Here is a 20,735-nt window from a genome sequence, read left to right as displayed (position 1 = left end):
CTCACTATGGCATTCGATTTTGATCAATGGATAGACCGTCGTCACAGCGATAGTTTGAAGTGGCACAAATATGGCGGTCGTGATGTGCTGCCTTTATGGGTTGCAGACACGGATTTTCGCTCGCCACCCTGCATTATTGAGGCCATTAAAAAACGCGCCGATCACGGTGTTTTTGGCTATGGCGGTACGCCCACGGGATTGATTGATATCACTGTTTCCCGCCTGGCGCAGCGCTACAACTGGCATATTCAGCCGGAATGGATCGTTATGCTGCCTGGTGTCGTCAGTGGCCTCAACCTTTCGGTCCGCGCGTTTACCGAGGCTGGGCAACGCACAGTCGCGCCAACACCGATTTACCCACCGTTCCGCGCTGCCTCAAAACTCGCCGAGCGTGAACAGATCAATTTGCCGCTACATTTACAGCACGATCGCTGGGTCGTCGATCTCGATACGGCTGCGATGCAGGGCAATGAACGCCTGCTGATGCTGTGCAATCCGCAAAACCCCGGCGGCACGGTGTATCGTCGCGAGGAACTGGAGGCGCAACTGGCGTTTGCTCAGCAACACGATTTAATCGTTTGTTCTGATGAAATTCACTGTGATTTGATTTTGTCGCCTGATGCCCGCCACACGCCTTTCGCGGCATTGAGTGATGATGCCGCACAGCGCAGCATTACGCTGATCTCGCCGTCGAAAACCTTCAACATCGCCGGTCTGGGCGCATCAATGGCGATTATCCCCAATCCTGAATTACGCAAACGGTTTAAACAGGTACGCGAAGGTATTGTGCCTGGGGTCGATATTCTCGCACTGGTGGCAGCAGAAGCAGCCTGGCGTGAAGGTGATGCATGGCTGGAGGCGCAAATCCAGTACTTGCGAGCGAATCGCGACTGGCTGGTGGCGCAGGTGAATGCACTCCCCGAACTGCACATGAATTCGCCCGAAGCGACCTATCTCGGCTGGATTGATGCCAGCCAGCTGGATGTGGCCAGTCCCGCTCTCTATTTCGAAAAACACGGCCTCGGTTTTTCACCCGGCCGCGATTTTGGGGATGATAACTTCGTGCGCTTTAACTTCGGCTGCACGCGCGCTTTACTGGAGCAAGCGGTGAGCCGATTGCACAGCGCAGTCATGGCACGGCGTTAGCCTTGTTCACTGGCGACAATTTCTTCTAATCGCCAGGGATGAAACTTGATGGTGGTTTGCCCGTCCGTCACCGCCAGTGTCGGGTTGGGCAAACGCTCATGCTCACCTTTTGGCGCGCTGGTTTTGAATGAAATGCCGGGTTGTGTCAGTGCATGATCGGAGAGCAATGCCATCGCGCGCATGCCCAATGTTTCTGGCTCACCGCGCAACACGATTTCCACATGTTCCCAGCCTTCATGGCGATACAATTTCTCACCCGGCCAGGGTAACTCAATCACATCGACCAGCCATCCAGCGAGCGTTAACGGCTGATGCAATTTGAACAAGCAGATCGGACGCCCGTTGATCATCGCTTCAGAAAACTGACTGCCCATCTGCAGCAATCCCGCCTTCCAGCGCTCCGCCGTTGCGAACTGATGGCAACGCACCGCCAGATGATCGGCCTCATGTTCGGATAACCGCAGCCCTAATCTTTCAGCAAATTGCTGCAAGGCGTGCTCAAATCGAGCCAGGTCTTGTTCTAAATCACTCAGTTCCGCAGGAAAATTCATCTCAACACTCCAGATACATCAATATCAGTTCAATTATTTTAATCAATTTAAAAACAGCAGCGCTTCAGAATCCCCTTGACAAAGTCGTCGGATTCCTCCGATTTCATCATGGAAAAGACCTGAAACCGCATAAACAGGCCCTCTCTTTAGGATTATTCGCCTAAACAGGTCCAGCAGTTACTTTATGAAAACACCTTAAATCACTGTTAATATTAACGATAATTAATACAATGAGATAAGTCTTATTTCAGTTGCAAACAATTGCAGCTTGATACCCTTTCTTATAAATTTGTGTTTCACAACTACAAGGAATGGCTCTATGTCTATGCTCATTGTTGTCGCGGTCCTGATTGCATTGATGGGATTTGCAATTTCCCGCCACTGGAAGGTGCGTGAAGACAAAAGCGTTAAAAATCCTCGTCGTCACCCGCGTCGCCGTTAATCGGCGCGCGGGTTGCTGTTACCCGCCATTGCGCATGCTAAAAGCTGACGCACTTTAACATTTCACGTATACTTCCCCTCTTATTTTTCCGTCCCGCCGCGCTGTTGCGGGATGAAGGCATCGGCTCGCCGCCACTGGTGGGCCTTTTCAGCATATGAAGGTAACGCGGTGAATATTCAGGCTCTTCTATCCGATAAAGTCGGTCAGGCAATGGTAGCGGCGGGTGCGCCAGCGGATTGTGAACCTCAGGTTCGTCAGTCGGCTAAAGTGCAGTTCGGTGATTATCAGGCGAACGGTATCATGGCTGTGGCGAAAAAGCTCGGTCAGGCTCCGCGCCAGCTGGCTGAACAGGTGATTCAGCATCTGGATCTCGCCGGCATCGCCAGCAAAGTCGAAATCGCCGGCCCCGGCTTCATCAATATCTTCCTCGATCGCAACTGGTTGGCTACCCAGGCCGCGCAGGCTCTGCAATTGCCGCGCCTTGGCGTCAGCAGCCTCAAGCCACAAACCGTTGTCATTGACTACTCGGCACCGAACGTCGCCAAGCAGATGCACGTCGGTCACGTCCGTTCCACCATCATCGGTGACGCTGCGGTACGTACGCTGGAATTTCTCGGCCACAACGTGATCCGCGCCAACCACGTCGGCGATTGGGGCACCCAGTTCGGTATGCTGATTGCCTATCTGGAAAAGCAGCAGAATGAGCATCACGAAGATATCGCGCTGGCGGACCTGGAAGAGTTTTACCGCGAAGCCAAGGTCACCTATGATGCGGACGAAGCCTTCGCCGAACGCGCCCGTGGTTATGTGGTGAAACTGCAAGGCGGCGACGAATATTGCCGTGCAATGTGGAAAAAACTGGTTGATATCACCATGAGCCAGAATCAGGAAGTCTATGACCGCCTGAATGTGACGCTGACGCGTAAAGATGTGATGGGTGAAAGCCTGTACAACGATATGTTGCCTGGCATCGTAAGCGACCTGCGTGAAAAGGGGCTGGCCGTGACCAGCGAAGGCGCAACCGTGGTGTTCCTTGATGAGTTTAAAAACAAGGAAGGCGAAGCGATGGGCGTGATCATCCAGAAAAAGGATGGCGGCTACCTCTACACCACCACCGATATCGCCTGCGCCAAATACCGCTATGAAACCTTGCATGCCGACCGCGTGCTTTACTACATCGATTCGCGCCAGCATCAACATCTGCAACAGGCGTGGACCATTGTGCGTAAAGCCGGATACGTGCCCGCGTCTGTGCCGTTAGAGCACCATGCGTTTGGCATGATGCTGGGCAAAGATGGTCGTCCATTTAAAACCCGCAGCGGTGGCACCATTAAGCTGGCCGATCTGCTGGATGAAGCCGTTGAACGTGCGCATGCGCTGGTCAGCGAGAAAAACCCGGAAATGTCAGCGCAAGAGCTGAAGGATCTGGCGGAAGTGGTGGGTATCGGCGCGGTGAAATATGCCGATCTGTCGAAAAGCCGCACCACCGATTATATCTTCGACTGGGATAACATGCTGGCGTTTGAAGGCAACACTGCGCCTTACATGCAGTATGCCTACACGCGCGTGCTTTCTGTGTTCCGTAAAGCCGGCATTGAAGCAGACAGCCTGAGCGGCGACATCGTGCTGACCGAAGAGCGTGAAGCGCAACTGGCAACTCGTCTGTTGCAGTTTGAAGAAGTGATCACCCAGGTTGCGCGTGATGGCACACCGCATGTGATGTGTGCTTACCTGTACGATCTGGCTGGCCTGTTCTCTGGCTTCTACGAGCACTGCCCAATCCTCTCCGCCGAGGATGAGCAAGTGCGTAACAGCCGTCTGCAACTGGCGGCATTGACCGCTAAAACGCTGAAACAAGGTCTGGATACGCTGGGTATCAAAACCGTCGAGCGTATGTAATAACAAGAAACCCGCCTCGGCGGGTTTTTTATTGGCTATTGGTAATTCACCGTCACTTCACTGCTCACCACTCGTAATCCCGGCGGTAACGCGCCCTTCCCCTGAAAACCGAACGCCAGATGCAGCGTCTCGTTAGCCGGAATATTCGCCAGGCTACGCGTTGAACCACTGCCGCCCTCAATCTCTACGCAACGCTGAGTCGCACACAAACGCACGATCAACCCCGAAGGGGCTGGACGGCTCAACTGGTAACGCCAGTTCACCACCGTGATGGTGCCCACAGCAGGCGAAGGTGCTTTTAAAGCCGGCGTCGTGTGCCAGTTGCCGCGCACGCCGAGGCTCGGGCCACTGGCACTGTCATTCCAGGATCCTGCTGCATCCACATAGAGCGGCAACGCCATCATCGGTAACATCATCAATGCCCAGCACCAACGACGCATGGTTATTTACCTCCGATGGTGGCAGTCATACGGATCTGGCGATTGTCGGTCAGTTCCATATTTGACAGCACCACCAACTGTGGCAGATTGCGGCGCAGGAATCGCGCCAGTAAGGCACGCAGCGGGTGATTCACCAGCAGCACCGGCGGTGCTCCTGTCATCTCTTGCTGTTGCAATGCGCCCTGCGTCTGCACTAACAGACGATCGGCCAGACCAGGCTCCAGCCCGCCGCCGCCCTGCAAGGCTTGCAGCAGCAGGCGTTCTAAGGTGGCATCCAGTCCAATCACCTGCACTTCACCGTTACCCGGGAACCACTGCTGAGTAATCGCACGACCCAGCGCCACACGCACCACGCTGGTCAGCTCTTGCGGATCGGTCTGGACCGGCGCATGTTCCGCCAGGGTTTCGATGATGGTGCGCATATCGCGGATCGAAACGCGCTCAATCAACAGGTTCTGCAGCACTTTGTGCAGGGTGGTCAGGGTGATGACGCCGGGCACCAGATCTTCCGTCAGCTTCGGCATCTCCTGGGTCACGCGATCCAGCAGCTGCTGCGCTTCCTGACGGCCAAACAGCTCGCTGGCGTATTGACCAATCAGGTGGTTCAGATGCGTTGCCACCACGGTACTGGCTTCTACCACGGTAAAGCCCTGAATCTGCGCCTGCTCTTTCAACGCACTATCAATCCAGATTGCCGCTAAACCGAAGGCAGGATCGACTGTCGGTTCACCCGGCAAAGAGCCGGCTGCGGTACCAGGGTTGATCGCCATCCAGCGCCCCGGATAGGCATCACCGCTGCCAATTTCCACGCCTTTCATCAGGATGCGGTAACGCGCAGGCGGCAACTCCATGTTGTCACGGATGTGCACCACCGGCGGCAGGAAGCCCACCTCCTGTGCGACTTTTTTACGGATACTGCGGATGCGGCCCAGCAGCTCACCGTTTTGCAGATGATCAACCATGGGAATCAGGCGATAACCCACTTCGAGACCCAGCGAATCTTCCAGCTGTACGTCTTTCCAGGAAGCTTCCACCGTGGCGGGTGTCTCCTGCGTTTTGACCAGACTAGTAGGTTCCGAGGAAGTCTTCGGTTTCATCTCCCGACCGCGCAACCACCAGGCCAGACCGAGCAACGCGGCGGTAAACAGCAGGAAGACAAAGTTGGGCATACCCGGCACCAGGCCAAGCAGACCGATAACACCACCACTCAGCATCAACACGCGCGGATTGCTGAACAGCTGGGAGACCATCTGATCGCCCACATCCTGATCGGTGCTGACGCGCGTCACGATAACACCCGCAGCGGTAGAGATGACCAGCGCCGGGATCTGTGCCACCAAGCCGTCACCGATGGTCAGCAGTGTATAGGTTTCACCTGCGTGCCCCAGATCCATGCCGTGCTGCACCACGCCCACCAGCAGACCGCCGATGACGTTAATCACCATAATTAAAATACCGGCGATGGCGTCACCACGTACGAACTTACTCGCACCGTCCATTGAGCCGTAGAAATCGGCTTCCTGGGTCACTTCGCTACGTCGACGTTTGGCTTCCTCTTCACCGATTAAACCGGCGTTAAGGTCAGCATCGATCGCCATCTGCTTACCGGGCATCCCATCCAACACAAAACGCGCGCCCACTTCGGCGATACGTCCGGCACCTTTGGTGATAACCATAAAGTTGATGATAACGAGGATGATGAACACCACGATACCGATGGCAAAGTTACCGCCCACGAGGAAGTGGCCGAAAGCTTCAACCACGCGTCCGGCGGCATCAGCACCCGTATGGCCCTCGAGCAGGATAATACGGGTTGAGGCGACGTTCAGCGCCAGGCGCAGCAACGTTGAGAACAGCAAAATGGTCGGAAATGCAGCGAATTCCAGCGTACGCTGGGTAAACATTGCCACCAACAACACCATGATCGATAGGGCAATATTGAAGGTGAACAGCAGGTCGAGAATGAAGGCAGGTAACGGCAGCACCATCATCGACAGGATCAACATGATCAGTATCGGTCCAGCCAGCACCTTCCACTGCGTGTCTTTAAAGTTGCCCGGTAAACGCAGCTTTTCGGCCAGATTAGCCATCGTTTCTGTTCTCTCCTGCAAAGTCCATGTCTGCCGGAACCGGCAGCTGTTTTGGTTTGGTTGGGATCAGGCCACCTTCGCGTTTCCAGCGACGCAGTTGCCATACCCAGGCCAGCACTTCCGCCACGGCACCGTAAAGCGCGCCGGGGATGAACTGACCAATTTCCGTGTGTCGATACAGCGCACGCGCCAGCGGCGGTGCTTCTAAAATCGGAATGCGATGTTCTTTTGCCAGCTCACGAATTTTTAGCGCAATATCTCCGGCCCCTTTCGCAATCACCTTTGGCGCGCTCATCTTGCCTTCCTGATACTGCAACGCCACCGAGTAGTGCGTTGGGTTGGTGACGATAACATCGGCTTTCGGTACATCTGCCATCATGCGACGACGGGCCGCCGCACGCATCGCCTGACGAATGCGCCCTTTGACGTGCGGGTCACCTTCGTTTTGTTTGTGTTCGTCGCGGATTTCCTGGCGGGACATTTTCAGCTTTTTGAAATGGCTGTAGAGCTGCCAGAAAACGTCAAAACCGACCATGGGTACCAGGCCCAGCATGATCAACGCACAGCTAATAGCAATCATGGTTAAACCGTGATGAAGCGCGTTGATAGGGGATTCACTGATTAACCGCAGCATCTCCTGCCAGTGTGACCAGATGTACCAGCCACCCACCAGCCCCACCAGCACCGCCTTCAAAATGGCTTTTAGCAGTTCCGCCCAGGTCTGGGAGGAAACCATGCGTTTAAGACCACTCAACGGGTTCAGCTTGTTGAAATCCAGCTTGATTGATTTACCGCTGATATTGATCCCACCCAGCAGCATCGGTGCAGCAATCGCCACGATCACCAGACCTGCCATCAATGGCAGCAGCGCCATCACTGCCTGGCCGATCAGGTTGCTGATGTGGGCGATGATCATTTTGTCATCGGTCACCATGGCATGATCGAAACGAAAGCCAGTGGCCAACATGCTGGCCAGTTGTTCAGCCATCAGTTCGCCGCCGAGCCACAGGATCAGCAAGCCCGCCAGCAGCATCAGTACCGATGTCAGCTCGCGCGATCGCGGAATCTGCCCCTCTTCTCGCGCCTTCTCTAGTCGGTGCGCCGTGGGCGATTCTGTTTTGTCCTCGTCGCTCTCTTCAGCCACGACATACCTCAGCTGGCAGGAATTCTGAGCATAGGATGCCAAAACCCGCCAAGGCTAAAGCGTGGATTAAGGGGGGAAAATACGAGTTTATTTAGCCATAAGTGAAATTGCGCTGAGATCAGCAGTATGGTGCTGGCGATAAAAGCGCACCACCTCTCCCACCAGCAACAATGCGGGGGATTGCGCCTGCTCACGCGCAATAGTGGCGCTCAGGTCCGACAGCGTCGTCACCATCACGCGCTGGTCAGGCCGTGTACCATTTTCAATGATCGCCACTGGCGTAGTGGCAGCGCGTCCATGGGCTTGTAACTGGGCGCTGATACTCTCGCTCCATTTCAGCCCCATATAGAACACCAGCGTCTGATTGGGGGCGGCCAGGCTGGCGTCGCCAAGCTGCGGCTCGCCGCTTTTGCCATGTCCGGTGATTAACCGCAAAGACTGCGCACAGTCACGATGCGTCAACGGGATGCCACTTGCCGCCGCACAACCTGCCGCTGCGGTGATACCGGGCACAACATGGCAGGCAATGCCCGCCTGCTGCAGAAACAGCATCTCTTCCCCGCCGCGGCCGAAAATAAAGGGATCGCCGCCCTTCAAACGCACCACCAATCGACCACTGGCCGCCAGATCCGCCAGCAGCTGATTAATCTGCGCCTGCTTCAGGCCATGGCTACCGGGCTTTTTACCGACATCAATCGCCAGCGTACCGGACGGGACTTCTGCCATGATCGCGTCACTCACCAGGCGGTCATACACCACCACGTCCGCGCTTTTGATCAAACGCAACGCTTTTACCGTCAGCAGTTCGACATCGCCCGGCCCGGCCCCCACCAGCCAGACACCCCCTGGCGTCGCCTCTCCATTCTGGGGGTTGAACAGTTTATCGAGACGCCCAATGGCCTGAGTCATGATGCTCTCCGCTACTGCGCCACGCGCAGGGTTGCCAGTAAGGTTTTTAGCTCCGGAATACAGGAGCCACAGTTGGTGCCGCACTTCAGCGCTGCACCGAGTGCCGCTGGAGAATCGCAGCCCTGCTCAATCGCCCGACGGATTGCCACTTCACCCACGCCGAAACAACTGCAAATCGTCCGCCCCTGGCTTTCACCCAATGCGGGACGTCCGCCCAATAGCACATGGCGCTGCTGTGGAGAAGAGGGTGTTTCCGTAAAGGCTCGCGCCACAAAGCCATGATCGATCTCTGGCAGCCAGGGAGCTGCATAAAACGCACACATTAATCGACCGTTGCGCCAGCCCAGCATGTGCAGCTGCTGTCCCGCCCGCGCCTGTTGCCACTGCAGTTCCTGCATCGCGGGGAGCTGCATTAACCAATCCGCTGCCTGCGCCTCGCCCGCCAGCACATAACGCTGTGCCCCCTGCTGCGGCGCACGCGACCAATACAGCACTGGCTGCGGCGTTATCACCTCAGGCAGGAACAGCCATCCCTGCCATGCCGGACGCAGCGGTTGCAAACGCACGGCGGTCTGCTTCAACGCAGGTTGCCCAGAGTCAGGACAGCAGTGAGCCGCCACTAAGCCGTCTACATTTGCCTGTGCACTAAACTGACGTGTCCAGTGCATCGGGATAAACAGCTGACCACGCACTAACCCGCTGTCGATCACTACGCGGCCGCTCCACCAGCCGAGCGCAGACTGTACGCGTGTCAGGTCGCCCTGGCTCAAGCCGTGCGCCGCAGCATCATGCGGATGCAGCGTGACAAAAGGCTCATCGTAATGCTGCATCAGGCGCGGCACGTTGCCGGTGCGCGTCATGGTGTGCCACTGATCACGAATGCGCCCGGTGTTCATCAATAAGGGATAATACGCGCTGGTCAGCGTCTTAACCGGAATGGCGGGCGGCAGCAAACGTGCTTTGCCATCCGCGTGAAAGAAACGACGATCGGCAAACAGCCGTGCGGTGCCCGTCGGCGCGCGGTCATTCAGCGGCCACTGTACGGGTGCGAGCTGGTCATATTGTTCTCGCGTAATATGTGCCAGTGCGCTGATATCGAAGGCGCGGCGGCCATGGTTTTCGAAGCCAGACAGTGCGGCATGCTCGGCGAAAATTTCGCTGGGGTGCTGCCAGGCAAAGGCTTCGGTATATCCCAGACGCTGAGCGACTTGCGCCAGTAACCACCAGTCAGGTTTCGCTTCGCCGGCTGGGGCGATAAAACTGCGCTGACGTGAGATACGGCGTTCAGAATTGGTCACCGTGCCGTTCTTTTCGCCCCACCCTTGCGCGGGCAGCAATACGTCAGCTAAATCAGCGGTATCACTGCGCGCGCTCACTTCCGATACCACCACCAATTCGCACCGGGCCAATGCCTGAGCGACACGATTGCCTTCCGGCATCGACACCGCCGGATTGGTGCCCATGATCCACACCGCTTTGACTTCGCCACGATCAATCGCATTGAACAGATTAACCGCGGTTAAACCGGGCTGACGCGCCACATGAGGGCTGTTCCAGAAGCGACTGACGCGATCCACTTCCTCTGCGCTGAACCCCATGTGCGCCGCCAACTGATTCGCTAAGCCACCGACCTCACGCCCGCCCATGGCATTCGGCTGTCCGGTTAATGAAAAGGGACCCGCGCCTGCATAGCCGATTTTTCCACTCAGCAGATGCGCATTGATAATCGCATTGTTATTGTCACTGCCGGTTTGTGACTGATTAATGCCCATACACCACAGCGTGAGTACCCGTGGTTGTGCAGCAAACCGCTGCCAGAAGCTGAGAATAGCGTGCTCACTGAGTTGACAGGCGACGGCCACCGTGGCCAGATCCCACGCTTTGCAGGCCTCCAGCGTGGTTTCGACGTTCGCCAGATGCGGCAGCATCGTTTCATCCACCGCCTCATTCTCGTTAAGCCAGTTAAGCAGCCCGGCGAAGAGCGCACTGTCCGATCCCGGCTGGAGGGCCAGATGCAGATCGGCGATATCACAGCTGGCGGTGCGGCGTGGATCAATCACCACCAACTGCATCTCGGGGCGCTCGGTTTTCGCCTGCACCAGGCGCTGCCACGCCACCGGATGCGCCCACGCCGCGTTTGAACCCACCAGCACCACCATATCCGCCTGCTCGATGTCTTCATAACAGCAGGACACGGCATCGGCACCGAATGCACGTTTGTAGCCCACCACCGCCGATGCCATACATAACCGTGAGTTGGTATCGATATTGGCGGCGCCGATAAAGCCCTTCATCAGCTTGTTGGCGGTATAGTAATCCTCAGTAAGCAGTTGGCCGGAACCGTAAAACGCCACGGCCTGCGGGCCATGTTTGTCAATAATATCGCGCAAGCCCTGTGCGACATGATCCAGCGCTTGATCCATGCTGACGCGTTCGCCATGGATCTGCGGCCAAAGCAAACGCCCCTCATGAGACAGCGTTTCACCCAACGCAGATCCTTTGACACACAGGCGACCAAAGTTCGCCGGATGCTGCAGATCACCGCTTACCAGCTGATCCGCCGCCTTAACCTCCACGCCACAGCCGACGCCACAGTATGGGCAGGTGGTTTTCATGATGCCGCCGCGAGCGCAAGAATGGGTTGATGGCCCAGCCACACTTTGCTGCCCTCCACGCGCACTGGCCAGCAGCGTAGTTGATGCTCGGCGTTATCTAAACTTTGCCCATCACGTAAACGTATGCGCTGCTTGTACAGCGGGGAGATCACCACCGGCTCACCCGCAACATCACCCAGAATGCCGCGAGACAGCACGCTGGCTTGCGTGCCCGGTTCGATATCCTCCAGGGCGTAAAAGGCTTCGCCAAAACGGAACAGCGCCACGCGTTGGCTTCCCAGTCGTGCGCCCATGCCCGCAGCCTCAGGAATGGCGGTCACATCGCAGATTTCACTCCAGGGTTCAGCAGGTACATTGGTGACCGGAATGATGTCCATGGCGGCAGGTTGCCGTTGTTCGCGCACACGCACATAGTTGAGGGTCTCATCCATTTGTTGACTGTTGATCGTGGTATGAAACAGTGCGCGACGGGAGGGATCCTGTAGCGTGCTCTGCCATTCGCACTGGTAGCGATCCACCACCAGTTGCATCTCCTGCTCCAGCATGTCGCCAATGCCGAGGGCATCCTCGATAATGACGCTGCGCAGGTAATCGAGTCCACCCTCCATGTTGTCCATCCACACGCTGGTGCGCTGTAAACGGTCGGCGGTGCGCACATAAAACATCAGAATGCGGTCGACATAACGTAGCAGTGTCGCATCGTCCAGGTCGCTGGCGAACAGATCGGCATGGCGCGGTTTCATGCCGCCATTACCACAGACATAAAGGTTCCAGCCTTTGTCAGTGGCGATCACCCCAATGTCCTTGCTCTGTGCCTCCGCACACTCACGCGTGCAGCCCGACACCGCCATTTTAATCTTGTGCGGGGCACGCAGCCCTTTGTAGCGGTTCTCCAGCGCGATAGCGAACGCGGTGGAGTCCTGTACGCCATAACGGCACCAGGTCGACCCCACACAGGACTTCACGGTGCGCAATGATTTGCCATAGGCATGGCCGGTTTCAAAGCCCGCGGCAATAAGGGTTTCCCAAATGTCCGGCAACTGTTCGAGTCGCGCACCAAACAGATCGATGCGCTGTCCGCCAGTAATCTTGGTATAGAGATCGTAGCGTGCCGCCACTTCACCAATCGCAATCAGCCCCTTGGGTGTAATTTCCCCGGCAGGCACACGTGGTACCACCGAGTAAGTGCCATCTTTCTGGATGTTGGCAAAGTAGCGGTCATTGGTGTCCTGCAACGGCAAATGCTGCGGCTTAAGCAGATACTCGTTCCAGCACGAAGCCAGCAGCGAGCCTACCAGCGGCTTGCACACTTCACAGCCATGGCCACGACCATGTTGCTGAATCAGATGATCAAAGGTGGTGATTTTGCCGACGCGAATCAGGTGATACAACTCCTGCCTTGAGTAGGCAAAGTGCTCGCAGATATCCTTTTTGACCACCACGCCCTGATTCGCCAGCTCCAGTTCCATAACCTGTTTCACCAGTGCGCTGCAGCCGCCACAGCCGGTAGCGGCTTTGGTGCAGCTTTTGATCGCGGCCATATCGCCGTAACCACCCTGCACCGCTGCACAAATATCGCCTTTGCTGACGTTATGACAGGAGCAGATTTGTGCGGTTTCCGGTAACGCGGCCACGCCCAGTGCTCTAGAGGGCGCGCCTGCCAGCTGCGGCAGAATCAGGCTTTCTGGTTCACTCGGCAGTGGCATCTTGTTGAGCATCATCTGTAACAGGTTGCTGTAATCACCGCTGTCACCGACCAGTACCCCGCCGAGCAATGTTTTGCTGTCTTTGCACACCACCAGCTTTTTGTAGATACCTTTGGGATTGTCGGTCCAGTGATAGCTCTGGCTGTCTGCAGTTCGGCCATGCGCATCACCGAACGATGCCACTTCTACACCAAGCAGTTTGAGTTTGGTGCTCATGTCCGCGCCGTTGAACGCCAGCTCCTCCTGCGCCAGCTGTGCTGCCAGCACCCGCGCCATCTGATAGCCCGGCGCGACCAGCCCAAAAATCTGTCCTTGCCACAGCGCACACTCGCCTATCGCATAGACGCCTGCGACGCTGGTTTCACAGCCGTCATTAATGGCAATGCCGCCCCGTTCGCCGAGCTGAATACCCGCCGCCCGTGCCAGTGCATCACGGGGTCGGATACCCGCTGAGAACACAATCAGATCGGTTTCTAACACACTGCCATCGGCAAAGCGCAGCTGCACGCTGCCGTCCGGCTGGCTTTCAATCGCTTCGGTCTGTTTGCTGGTGTGGATCTGCACGCCCAGTGCGCTAATTTTGCCGCGCAGCATCTGCGCGCCACCGTCATCCAGCTGCACCGCCATCAGACGCGGAGCGAACTCCACCACGTGGGTTTCCAGTCCCAGTTGCTTGAGCGCGTTAGCCGCTTCCAGCCCGAGTAAACCACCGCCGATCACCACACCGCGCGTGGCCTGGTTGGCGCAGGCCGCGATGGCATCCAGATCGGCCAACGTGCGATAAACAAAACAGCGTGGACTCTCTCGTCCCGGCACCGGTGGCACAAAGGGTACGGAACCCGTGGCCAGCACCAGTTTGTCCCACGCCAGTTCTGCTCCGCTGGCATCACGCAGACTGCGCTTGTCGGTATCAATCGCCAGCACTTCGCACCCCGTGCGCAGTTCTATTCCGTGTTGCGCGAAGAAGTTCTCGCTGACCAGTGACAGATCGTCGGCGCTTTTTCCGGTGAAGTATTCCGTCAGGTGCACACGGTCATACGCCATTTGAGGTTCGTCGCCATACACCACGACATGGTAGTGGTGATGCAGTTCGCGACTCACCAGCTGCTCAAGAAAATGGTGGCTGACCATGCCGTGGCCCACCACGGCGAGAAGAGGTTTGCTCATCACATTGCTTCCTGCAGCACCAGGCTGCGTTAAGGGATTATCCAGACCGAACAGCGCGTGAATACCTACGTGTTCCGCCTGTTGTAATTGGGTTAGCAGCATGCTGGCGCCCTGACTGTCACCAAACAGCAGAACGCCGCGCAGTGCGCCATCGCGTAAGAACAGACGGCGATAGTGGCCGTCGAAAGGATCAAAACTGATGATGGATTCACCTTCGCGGATGTCGCCCGCACTGAACATCTCAATGCCAGTGACTTTGAGCCGCGTCCCGCTCTCCTGATGGTAAAAATCCGCCACTGGCTCGCCGGCCAGCTGTGCCGCCAGCACCTCAGCCTGAGCGAGGCAAGGTGCCACCAGACCAAAAGTTTCACCGTCGATTTCACAGCATTCGCCCAGTGCATAGACGTTAGCGACCGAGGTTTGCAGCTGGCGGTTGACCAGAATCCCACGCTGGCACGCTACGCCAGCCTGCTGTGCCAGTGCGATTTCAGGCACGACGCCAATCGCCATCACCACCTGCTGAGCAGGCAGTGACGTGCCATCGGTGAGCGTAACGTGATCGCGATGGATCGATTGCAGCGACACGCCAAGGCGGCAGTGGATCCCGCGTTGGGTGAGATGCTGGGTCAACAGCACGCCTGCCTGTTGATCCAGTTGGCGATCTAGCAGCCATAGACGGTGATGCAGCAGCGTGACGTCGCGCCCGCGCAGGCGCAGCGCCGCTGCGGCTTCCACGCCAATCAATCCGCCACCCAGCACCACCACAGGTCCATCCTGCGCCAGCATGGTGTCGACATCGCGCAAGGTGCGAAATCCCAACACCTGCGGGCGCTCAACACCCGGCAGATCCGGCATTCGGGGTTGTGAACCACAGGCGAACACCAGCTTGTCCCAGTGCAGCGTGCGTTGGTCGGTAAACACCGTCCGTGCAATGAGATCCACCTGCAGCGCTTCTTCACCCATCAGCAGTTGCACGTCGTGTGCGACATACCATTCCGGCGTGTGGATCAGCGTGTCAGCGAAGTCTTTTTCCCCAGACAGCACCGGTGACAGCAGCACACGGTTGTAATTACCCTGTGCTTCACGGCCAATCACCGTGATGGCATAGCAGCCTGGCGCCCGTTGCAACAAGGTTTCCACCATGCGCATCGCCGCCATCCCGTTACCAATCACCACCAGCTGCTGTAACATCGCCCGCTCCTTACGCCACTGCCGTCTGTTTTTCGTAAAGGAAATGCAGAACCTGCTGGCGTAGCTGGTGGTAGCGCGGCTCATCCGCCAGCGCCACACGGGAACGTGGGCGCGGCAGATCAATCGTGAGGATCTCGCCAACCTGCGCCGCCGGGCCGTTGGTCATCATCAGCACGCGATCCGACAGCAACACCGCTTCATCCACGTCATGGGTGATCAGCACAATGGTGGTTTTCAGCTCCTGCTGGATGCGCATCACGCTGTCTTGCAGGTGGGCGCGCGTTAAGGCGTCGAGAGCCCCAAAGGGTTCATCTAAAAGCAGCACGCGCGGTTTCATCGCCAGCGCACGTGCAATACCCACGCGCTGTTTCATGCCGCCGGAGATTTCCGAGGGGCGCTTGTGCATGGCATGGCCCATCTGCACACGATTGAGGTTGTGTTCGATCCACTCATTCATCTCGCCCTTGCTCATTTGCCCTTTAAACACCTGCTGCACCGCCAGCTCGACGTTTTGATAAGCGGTCAGCCATGGCAGCAGTGAATGGTTCTGGAACACCACCGCACGCTCGGGGCCGGGGCCGCTGATTTCACGGTTTTCACACAGCAGCACACCGCTGCTGGGTTGGGTTAAGCCAGCAATCAGGTTGAGCAAGGTGGATTTACCGCAGCCGGAGTGACCAATCAGGCTCAATGTTTCGCCCGCGTGGATATCAAAGCTCACGTTATCGAGAGCCAGAAATTCACCGCTGGCGGTGTTAAAACGCTGACTCACCTGTTGTACGCGAATAATCGGATTCATCATCGGCTCCCTATTTATCCCAGCTAAAACGACGTGCCAGCAGCATCAGTGCCTGCTCCAGCAACAGCCCGATCACGCCAATCACCACAATGGCGATCAGGATGTTTTCCACATTGAGGTTGTTCCACTCGTTCCAGATCCAGAAACCAATGCCGAGCCCACCGGTCAGCATCTCGGCGGCGACGATCACCAGCCAGGCGATGCCCATCGACAGGCGCATGCCGGTGAGCACGGCGGGCAATACCGCCGGGAACAGGATGCGCCGCATCACCGTCCATTCGTTGAGTTGCAGCACGCGGGCGACGTTGAGGTAATCCTGCGGAATACGCTGCACGCCCTCGGCGGTGTTGATCACCATCGGCCAGATCGAGCAGATGAAAATGGTCCAGCTGGAAGCGGGTTCCGCACGCTGGAACAGCAGCAGACCAATCGGCAACCACGCAAGCGGGCTGACCGGACGCAGCAGCGCGATGATTGGATTAAACATGCGCGCCACAAAGGTGAAGCGGCCAATCAGGAAACCGGCTGGGATGCCCACCAGCGCTGCCAAACCAAAGCCCACCGCCACGCGTTGTAGTGAGGCCACCACGTTCCAGCCAATACCCTGATCGTTAGGGCCGTTGTTATAGAAGGGATCGGCGAACAACGTCACGGCCGCCTGCCAGGTGGCAAAAGGCGTTGGGAAGCCTTTGCTCGACATTGATGCCAGTTGCCAGACAAACAGCAGCAGAATGACGCCGCAACTCGCCGGGATCAGTCGCTGTAGCAGCGGCCGCAGCCAGCGCTGACGTGCGCGCGGTTTCTGTGGCACGTTAAGCGCAATCACCTGCGCCGGTTGAGCGACGACGGGCGTCGCGGCGTTCAGCGTTCGGGCTTCAGATTTCATGCTGACCTCACTTAACTACGTTTGATGGTGAAACTGTCGGCATAGGCGGCAGGGTTGCTGCCATCCCACACTTTGCCGTCGATAAGCGTGCTGCTGCGCATTTCGCTGGCGGGAATAGAAATACCGCCAACTGCCGTGGCAGCCTGCTTATAGATATCGATACGGTTGATTTGACGGGCAACAGCAGCGTAGTCCGGTGCGGTTTTCACCATGCCCCAGCGCTTCATTTGCGTCAGGAACCACATGCCGTCGGACAGCCACGGGTAGCTCACTTCGCCATCGTGGAAGAAACGCATGGCATGAGCATCCTGCCATTGCTGGCCCAGTCCGTTTTCGTACTGGCCGAGCATGCGCCCTTCTAAGGTTTCTACTTTGGTGTTGATCCATGCCCGCCCGGCTAACACAGCAGCGGTCTCTTTACGGTTTTCATCAGAAGCATCGATCCAGCGCGCCGCTTCCAGTACCGCTGCCGTCATCGCACGCGCGGTATTGGGGTTTTCTTTGACCCATTGCGCACGGGTGGCGAGGATTTTTTCCGGATGATCGGGCCAGATTTGCTGGGTGGTGGCGGCGGTAAAACCGATGTTGTCGCTGATGGCACGCTGATTCCATGGCTCGCCCACGCAGAATCCGCTCATGTTGCCCATCTTCATGTTCATCACCATCTGCGGCGGTGGCACCACAACGGTGCGCACATCTTCAAACGGATCGATGCCGGCATTTGCCAGCCAGTAATAGAGCCACATCGCGTGGGTGCTGGTGGGGAAAGTGTGCGCAAAGGTGTAAGTGCCTTTGGCCTGGCTGGCGATCAGCTTTTGCAAGCTGGCAGCATCTGTGACCTTCTGCTCTTTCAATTGATTAGCGAGCGTGATGGCCTGACCGTTGTTATTCAGCGTCATCAGGTTGGCCATGTCGTGTTGTGGCCCTGCCACACCCAACTGTAAGCCGTAGATCATGCCGTAAAGCGCGTGCGCGGCATCCAGTTCACCGGCCGTGAGTTTGTCACGCACCGCCGCCCAGCTGGCTTCTTTACTCGGTTGTAGCGTCAGCCCGTATTTTTTGTCGAAACCTTTTACCGACGCCATCACCACCGGAGCACAGTCAGTGAGTGGAATAAAGCCGACGCGAACGCTGCTCTTTTCGGGCGCATCTGAACCGGCGGCCCACACCGCATTACGTAAACCTGGCAGTAAATAACTGCTCCCCACCACCGCGCTACCCAGCAGGAACTGACGACGTGAGACTGCAAACCGCGTTTTACTCATCATGCGCTTCCTGAAAAAAGAAATAAAAAAAGGCGTCCTCCCGCATGTCGTTAAAACATGGGGCCGGACGCCTTTATCCAAAGCACTCGCTTCACCGCCGTTGGCGAAACAAATGCGCAATGTCTATGAAATATTGCAAAGCCTGTGCCAGAAAATTTTTCACTGAAAAATCAATATTACCGCGGGTATGACGCAGGAATCTGACCACGCTTTGCACTACCCTGACGCACAATACGCACAAGGTTTGTGCAGCCACCTCCTTTGGGTTATGGCTTCAGCGTCGCCGCCACAGCGAGGATCGCCTGCGCAATATCCAGCATGCGTTTGTTCTGATTCATGGCGCTTTTACGCAGCGCTTGCCAGGCATCTTGCTCGCTAAAACCGTGCTGCTGCATAAGCCATGCTTTGGCCTGATCGATGATTTTGCGTTCATCCAGAGAAGCACGCATGGTGGCAAGTTCATCCGCCTGCGCCTGTAAACGTTGCGCCTGCTCACGGATCAGTGACAACACCGAGCGGCCGAGTTGGGGGGCAAGGCCGTTACTGTCCAGCGTTGCTTCCTGCTCACCCAGCCAGCTGGCGCCTGCGACATACAAGGAGAAGCTCGCGTCCTGATTGGTCGCCAGGTGTTGCGGTTCAGCTTGTTCGCTGTTGGCAATGGCACGCTGGCAACACGCCATTAATGTGCTGCATAACCCATCCTCGATCTGTTTCATTTGATCGAGACGTTGGCTCAGCAGCGTGAACCATTGCAACACACCATTTTCACCGCACTGCGCGCCGGTGCAGGCAATGCGACGCAGACGCTCAATCTGGCTGTCCGCATCCGCCATCAACAGCCATTGCTGCTGATTTTGCGCATCCGCGAACTGACTAAAGGTTGCGAAGCTTTGCTCCTGAGCGGCGATCAACATTTGAATCCGCTGACGCTGTTCGGGAGTAAACTGCCCGGCAGCAAAACCGGCAGACCCCGTGGCGCGCTCCTGCCCCGCCAGCTCCTTTCCCTGCATAAAGCTAAAGAGCGCAATCAGCGCACGGGAAATTGCGGGCTCACTGGCGGTATCCGTGGCCTCGAAGACCAGATTCAGTAAGGTACGAATAATGTGATTAAAGCCCTCCATCGCCTCTGCATGGCTGTATTGCCCCTCCCGAATATGCTGACGTAGTGATGGCAGGCTCTCTAACGACTGCAGTGCTGCCGCAATCAGCATACAGAAACGGCTGTAACCCGGCTGTGCCACCGCTTCCGGCAGGACTTTTAAGGCAATTTTCTGCCGCTGCTCTACCTCACGCGCGCGCGCGTCCAGCTCATCACCAAACAGCCGGCCGGCTGAACAGATCCAGATGTTGCTGGCACCGCGTTCACGTTGCAGCACGTGAATTAACTCACTGATGGCGAGAATCTGTTCGCCTGTGCGCATTAGCCGTCGCAAGCTGGCAATTTCGCTGGCGCGGCTGGCATGCAAATACTCTAGGGCCCGGCTCATCACGTTTTCTCGCGCAAAATAGACATAACGATTTTAAGCAAAAGCCGTGCCGGACTGGCTTTAGCACTGGCGGAAATACGCGCGGAAATTCCGAAAGTAAGAAAATTGTTTACCTGCGCAATCTTTTTTTAACCTTAAGGAAAGATTAAGATTACTTACCAATGATGAGACATCTTTCTGCGGCTCTTCGGCTTTATCGCCTGCGTCACACGCTTACACGACTAAATAAGTAAACTCAGCTTATCTATCACTAAAGGCACAGGTTTTTTATCACCCTGATACGCGCTATTTTCGCCCGTTAGCACGGGTTTTCTCGCTATGCAATGGATTGAATTCTCAAAAGTCTTAGGTAGACTGAGTACAGCACTATCTTTCTGTAATCTGACTGTTTTTTGATGGCTTTCCCGCTGCATACTCTGCCCGCCTTAGATGCGTGTGCCACATATTAATCTGCAGCTAATCTGATGAAATTTGAGGTTCATGGTGAATAAGAGTCTGTTGCTCACTCTGCTGGCAGTATTGACGTTGGCGGGTTGTAAAGCGCCACCACCGCCGATGACTGATGACACCCTGGTCACCAGTGAGGTCAATGGCGTCAAGCTGGTCCACCGTCATGCGGTGGCAGCGCCAGGCGAATTCACGCCGGTTAATGAGAGTTTCCGCGCACTCTATGCGGCGTCGGTGATGACCACGCCTGATTATGGCGGCAAGGTTGTTCGTTATCTCGATAACGCGAAACCGTTTGAAGTACTAGGACGTGTCGACCACAGTTGGTTAGCCGTTGCCGATGAACCCAATGGACAGCTGATTGGTTACATCCCGCCGAAAGCCGGGGTTGAAAGTAGCCGTTATGACGCCACCGTGCGTAGCGACCGTCCACGTCCCCGCCGTACTAAACAGGTCTGCGTGGCCGTTGGCGGTGCCAGCAAGGCTTGCCGCACCAACGATACCGCGACCTGGATCCTAGACTGATAATGCAATATGGCGCAGATTGTCCA

General features: G+C 56.7%; 15 protein-coding genes. 4 read left to right on the top strand and 11 right to left on the bottom strand.

Annotation, left to right across the window (positions count from 1 at the left end; translation table 11 throughout):
* Positions 1-6: 6 nt before the first annotated feature.
* Positions 7-1,146: a MalY/PatB family protein gene (locus tag ACCW76_RS08830; RefSeq protein WP_436338352.1), complete on the top strand. Its 1,140-nt coding sequence runs from the start codon at positions 7-9 to the stop codon at positions 1,144-1,146.
* Here ACCW76_RS08830 and ACCW76_RS08825 read toward each other — a convergent pair.
* On the bottom strand, positions 1,143-1,697 hold the full coding sequence (locus ACCW76_RS08825) for a VOC family protein (RefSeq protein WP_045832924.1): 555 nt from the start codon (positions 1,695-1,697) through the stop codon (positions 1,143-1,145). The genes ACCW76_RS08830 and ACCW76_RS08825 overlap by 4 nt on opposite strands.
* Positions 1,698-2,016: 319 nt before the next feature.
* Between ACCW76_RS08825 and ACCW76_RS08820 the strand changes: the two genes are divergently transcribed.
* Both ACCW76_RS08820 and argS read left to right on the top strand, forming a co-directional pair.
* Positions 2,017-2,139 (top strand): hypothetical protein, encoded by a 123-nt coding sequence (locus tag ACCW76_RS08820; protein ID WP_007889544.1) that lies wholly within the window; start codon positions 2,017-2,019, stop codon positions 2,137-2,139.
* A gap of 168 nt (positions 2,140-2,307) precedes the next feature.
* Entirely contained in the window at positions 2,308-4,038 is a 1,731-nt protein-coding gene (argS, locus tag ACCW76_RS08815) for an arginine--tRNA ligase (protein ID WP_436338351.1), read from the top strand.
* Positions 4,039-4,073: 35 nt separating this feature from the next.
* On the opposite strand, the gene flhE is transcribed toward argS, so the two are convergent.
* From flhE to ACCW76_RS08765, 10 genes are all read right to left on the bottom strand, one after another.
* Positions 4,074-4,478 (bottom strand): flagellar protein FlhE, encoded by a 405-nt coding sequence (flhE, locus tag ACCW76_RS08810; RefSeq protein WP_045816040.1) that lies wholly within the window; start codon positions 4,476-4,478, stop codon positions 4,074-4,076.
* Between the two features lie 2 nt (positions 4,479-4,480).
* On the bottom strand, positions 4,481-6,568 hold the full coding sequence (gene flhA / locus ACCW76_RS08805; RefSeq protein ID WP_045816039.1) for a flagellar biosynthesis protein FlhA: 2,088 nt from the start codon (positions 6,566-6,568) through the stop codon (positions 4,481-4,483).
* A complete protein-coding gene (flhB, locus tag ACCW76_RS08800) occupies positions 6,561-7,712 on the bottom strand; it encodes a flagellar biosynthesis protein FlhB (RefSeq protein WP_034828621.1) in 1,152 nt (383 codons plus the stop codon). Before flhB ends, flhA begins: the two co-directional genes overlap by 8 nt.
* An 87-nt stretch (positions 7,713-7,799) precedes the next feature.
* A complete protein-coding gene (gene cobA, locus ACCW76_RS08795; RefSeq protein WP_436338350.1) occupies positions 7,800-8,621 on the bottom strand; it encodes a uroporphyrinogen-III C-methyltransferase in 822 nt (273 codons plus the stop codon).
* 11 nt (positions 8,622-8,632) lie between these two features.
* Positions 8,633-11,236, bottom strand: a complete 2,604-nt coding sequence (locus ACCW76_RS08790) for a nitrate reductase (protein ID WP_436338349.1) — start codon at positions 11,234-11,236, stop codon at positions 8,633-8,635.
* Complete coding sequence (gene nirB, locus ACCW76_RS08785; protein ID WP_436338348.1) at positions 11,233-15,300, bottom strand: nitrite reductase large subunit NirB; 4,068 nt, start codon at positions 15,298-15,300, stop codon at positions 11,233-11,235. Before nirB ends, ACCW76_RS08790 begins: the two co-directional genes overlap by 4 nt.
* A gap of 10 nt (positions 15,301-15,310) precedes the next feature.
* Positions 15,311-16,099, bottom strand: a complete 789-nt coding sequence (locus ACCW76_RS08780; RefSeq protein WP_436338390.1) for an ABC transporter ATP-binding protein — start codon at positions 16,097-16,099, stop codon at positions 15,311-15,313.
* 10 nt (positions 16,100-16,109) lie between these two features.
* A complete protein-coding gene (gene ntrB, locus ACCW76_RS08775; RefSeq protein ID WP_038646472.1) occupies positions 16,110-16,985 on the bottom strand; it encodes a nitrate ABC transporter permease in 876 nt (291 codons plus the stop codon).
* An 11-nt stretch (positions 16,986-16,996) separates the two neighbouring features.
* Positions 16,997-18,253 carry a CmpA/NrtA family ABC transporter substrate-binding protein gene (locus tag ACCW76_RS08770; protein ID WP_436338347.1) on the bottom strand — a complete coding sequence of 419 codons (1,257 nt, stop codon included), beginning with the start codon at positions 18,251-18,253 and terminating at the stop codon, positions 16,997-16,999.
* Positions 18,254-18,516: 263 nt separating this feature from the next.
* Positions 18,517-19,737 (bottom strand): nitrate- and nitrite sensing domain-containing protein, encoded by a 1,221-nt coding sequence (locus ACCW76_RS08765; protein WP_436338346.1) that lies wholly within the window; start codon positions 19,735-19,737, stop codon positions 18,517-18,519.
* A 480-nt stretch (positions 19,738-20,217) separates the two neighbouring features.
* On the opposite strand from ACCW76_RS08765, the gene ACCW76_RS08760 reads away from it, so the two are divergent.
* Entirely contained in the window at positions 20,218-20,709 is a 492-nt protein-coding gene (locus ACCW76_RS08760) for an SH3 domain-containing protein (protein WP_197080211.1), read from the top strand.
* The last annotated feature ends 26 nt before the right edge of the window (positions 20,710-20,735 follow it).

The organism is Pantoea sp. C8B4 (assembly GCF_051336905.1).
Taxonomy (GTDB): Bacteria; Pseudomonadota; Gammaproteobacteria; order Enterobacterales; family Enterobacteriaceae; genus Pantoea; species Pantoea rwandensis_B.
This window is presented reverse-complemented; position numbering and strand designations above follow the sequence as displayed.

What these genes read in the sequence shown, in the direction of transcription:
- ACCW76_RS08830 (WP_436338352.1), top strand. Translation starts at nt 7, where the DNA reads ATGGCATTCGATTTTGATCAATGGATAGACCGTCGTCACAGCGATAGT.
- ACCW76_RS08825 (WP_045832924.1), bottom strand. Translation starts at nt 1,697, where the DNA reads ATGAATTTTCCTGCGGAACTGAGTGATTTAGAACAAGACCTGGCTCGA.
- ACCW76_RS08820 (WP_007889544.1), top strand. Translation starts at nt 2,017, where the DNA reads ATGTCTATGCTCATTGTTGTCGCGGTCCTGATTGCATTGATGGGATTT.
- flhE (WP_045816040.1), bottom strand. Translation starts at nt 4,478, where the DNA reads ATGCGTCGTTGGTGCTGGGCATTGATGATGTTACCGATGATGGCGTTG.
- flhA (WP_045816039.1), bottom strand. Translation starts at nt 6,568, where the DNA reads ATGGCTAATCTGGCCGAAAAGCTGCGTTTACCGGGCAACTTTAAAGAC.
- cobA (WP_436338350.1), bottom strand. Translation starts at nt 8,621, where the DNA reads ATGACTCAGGCCATTGGGCGTCTCGATAAACTGTTCAACCCCCAGAAT.
- ACCW76_RS08790 (WP_436338349.1), bottom strand. Translation starts at nt 11,236, where the DNA reads ATGAAAACCACCTGCCCATACTGTGGCGTCGGCTGTGGCGTGGAGGTT.
- nirB (WP_436338348.1), bottom strand. Translation starts at nt 15,300, where the DNA reads ATGTTACAGCAGCTGGTGGTGATTGGTAACGGGATGGCGGCGATGCGC.
- ACCW76_RS08780 (WP_436338390.1), bottom strand. Translation starts at nt 16,099, where the DNA reads ATGAATCCGATTATTCGCGTACAACAGGTGAGTCAGCGTTTTAACACC.
- ntrB (WP_038646472.1), bottom strand. Translation starts at nt 16,985, where the DNA reads ATGAAATCTGAAGCCCGAACGCTGAACGCCGCGACGCCCGTCGTCGCT.
- ACCW76_RS08770 (WP_436338347.1), bottom strand. Translation starts at nt 18,253, where the DNA reads ATGATGAGTAAAACGCGGTTTGCAGTCTCACGTCGTCAGTTCCTGCTG.
- ACCW76_RS08765 (WP_436338346.1), bottom strand. Translation starts at nt 19,737, where the DNA reads ATGAGCCGGGCCCTAGAGTATTTGCATGCCAGCCGCGCCAGCGAAATT.
- ACCW76_RS08760 (WP_197080211.1), top strand. Translation starts at nt 20,218, where the DNA reads ATGGTGAATAAGAGTCTGTTGCTCACTCTGCTGGCAGTATTGACGTTG.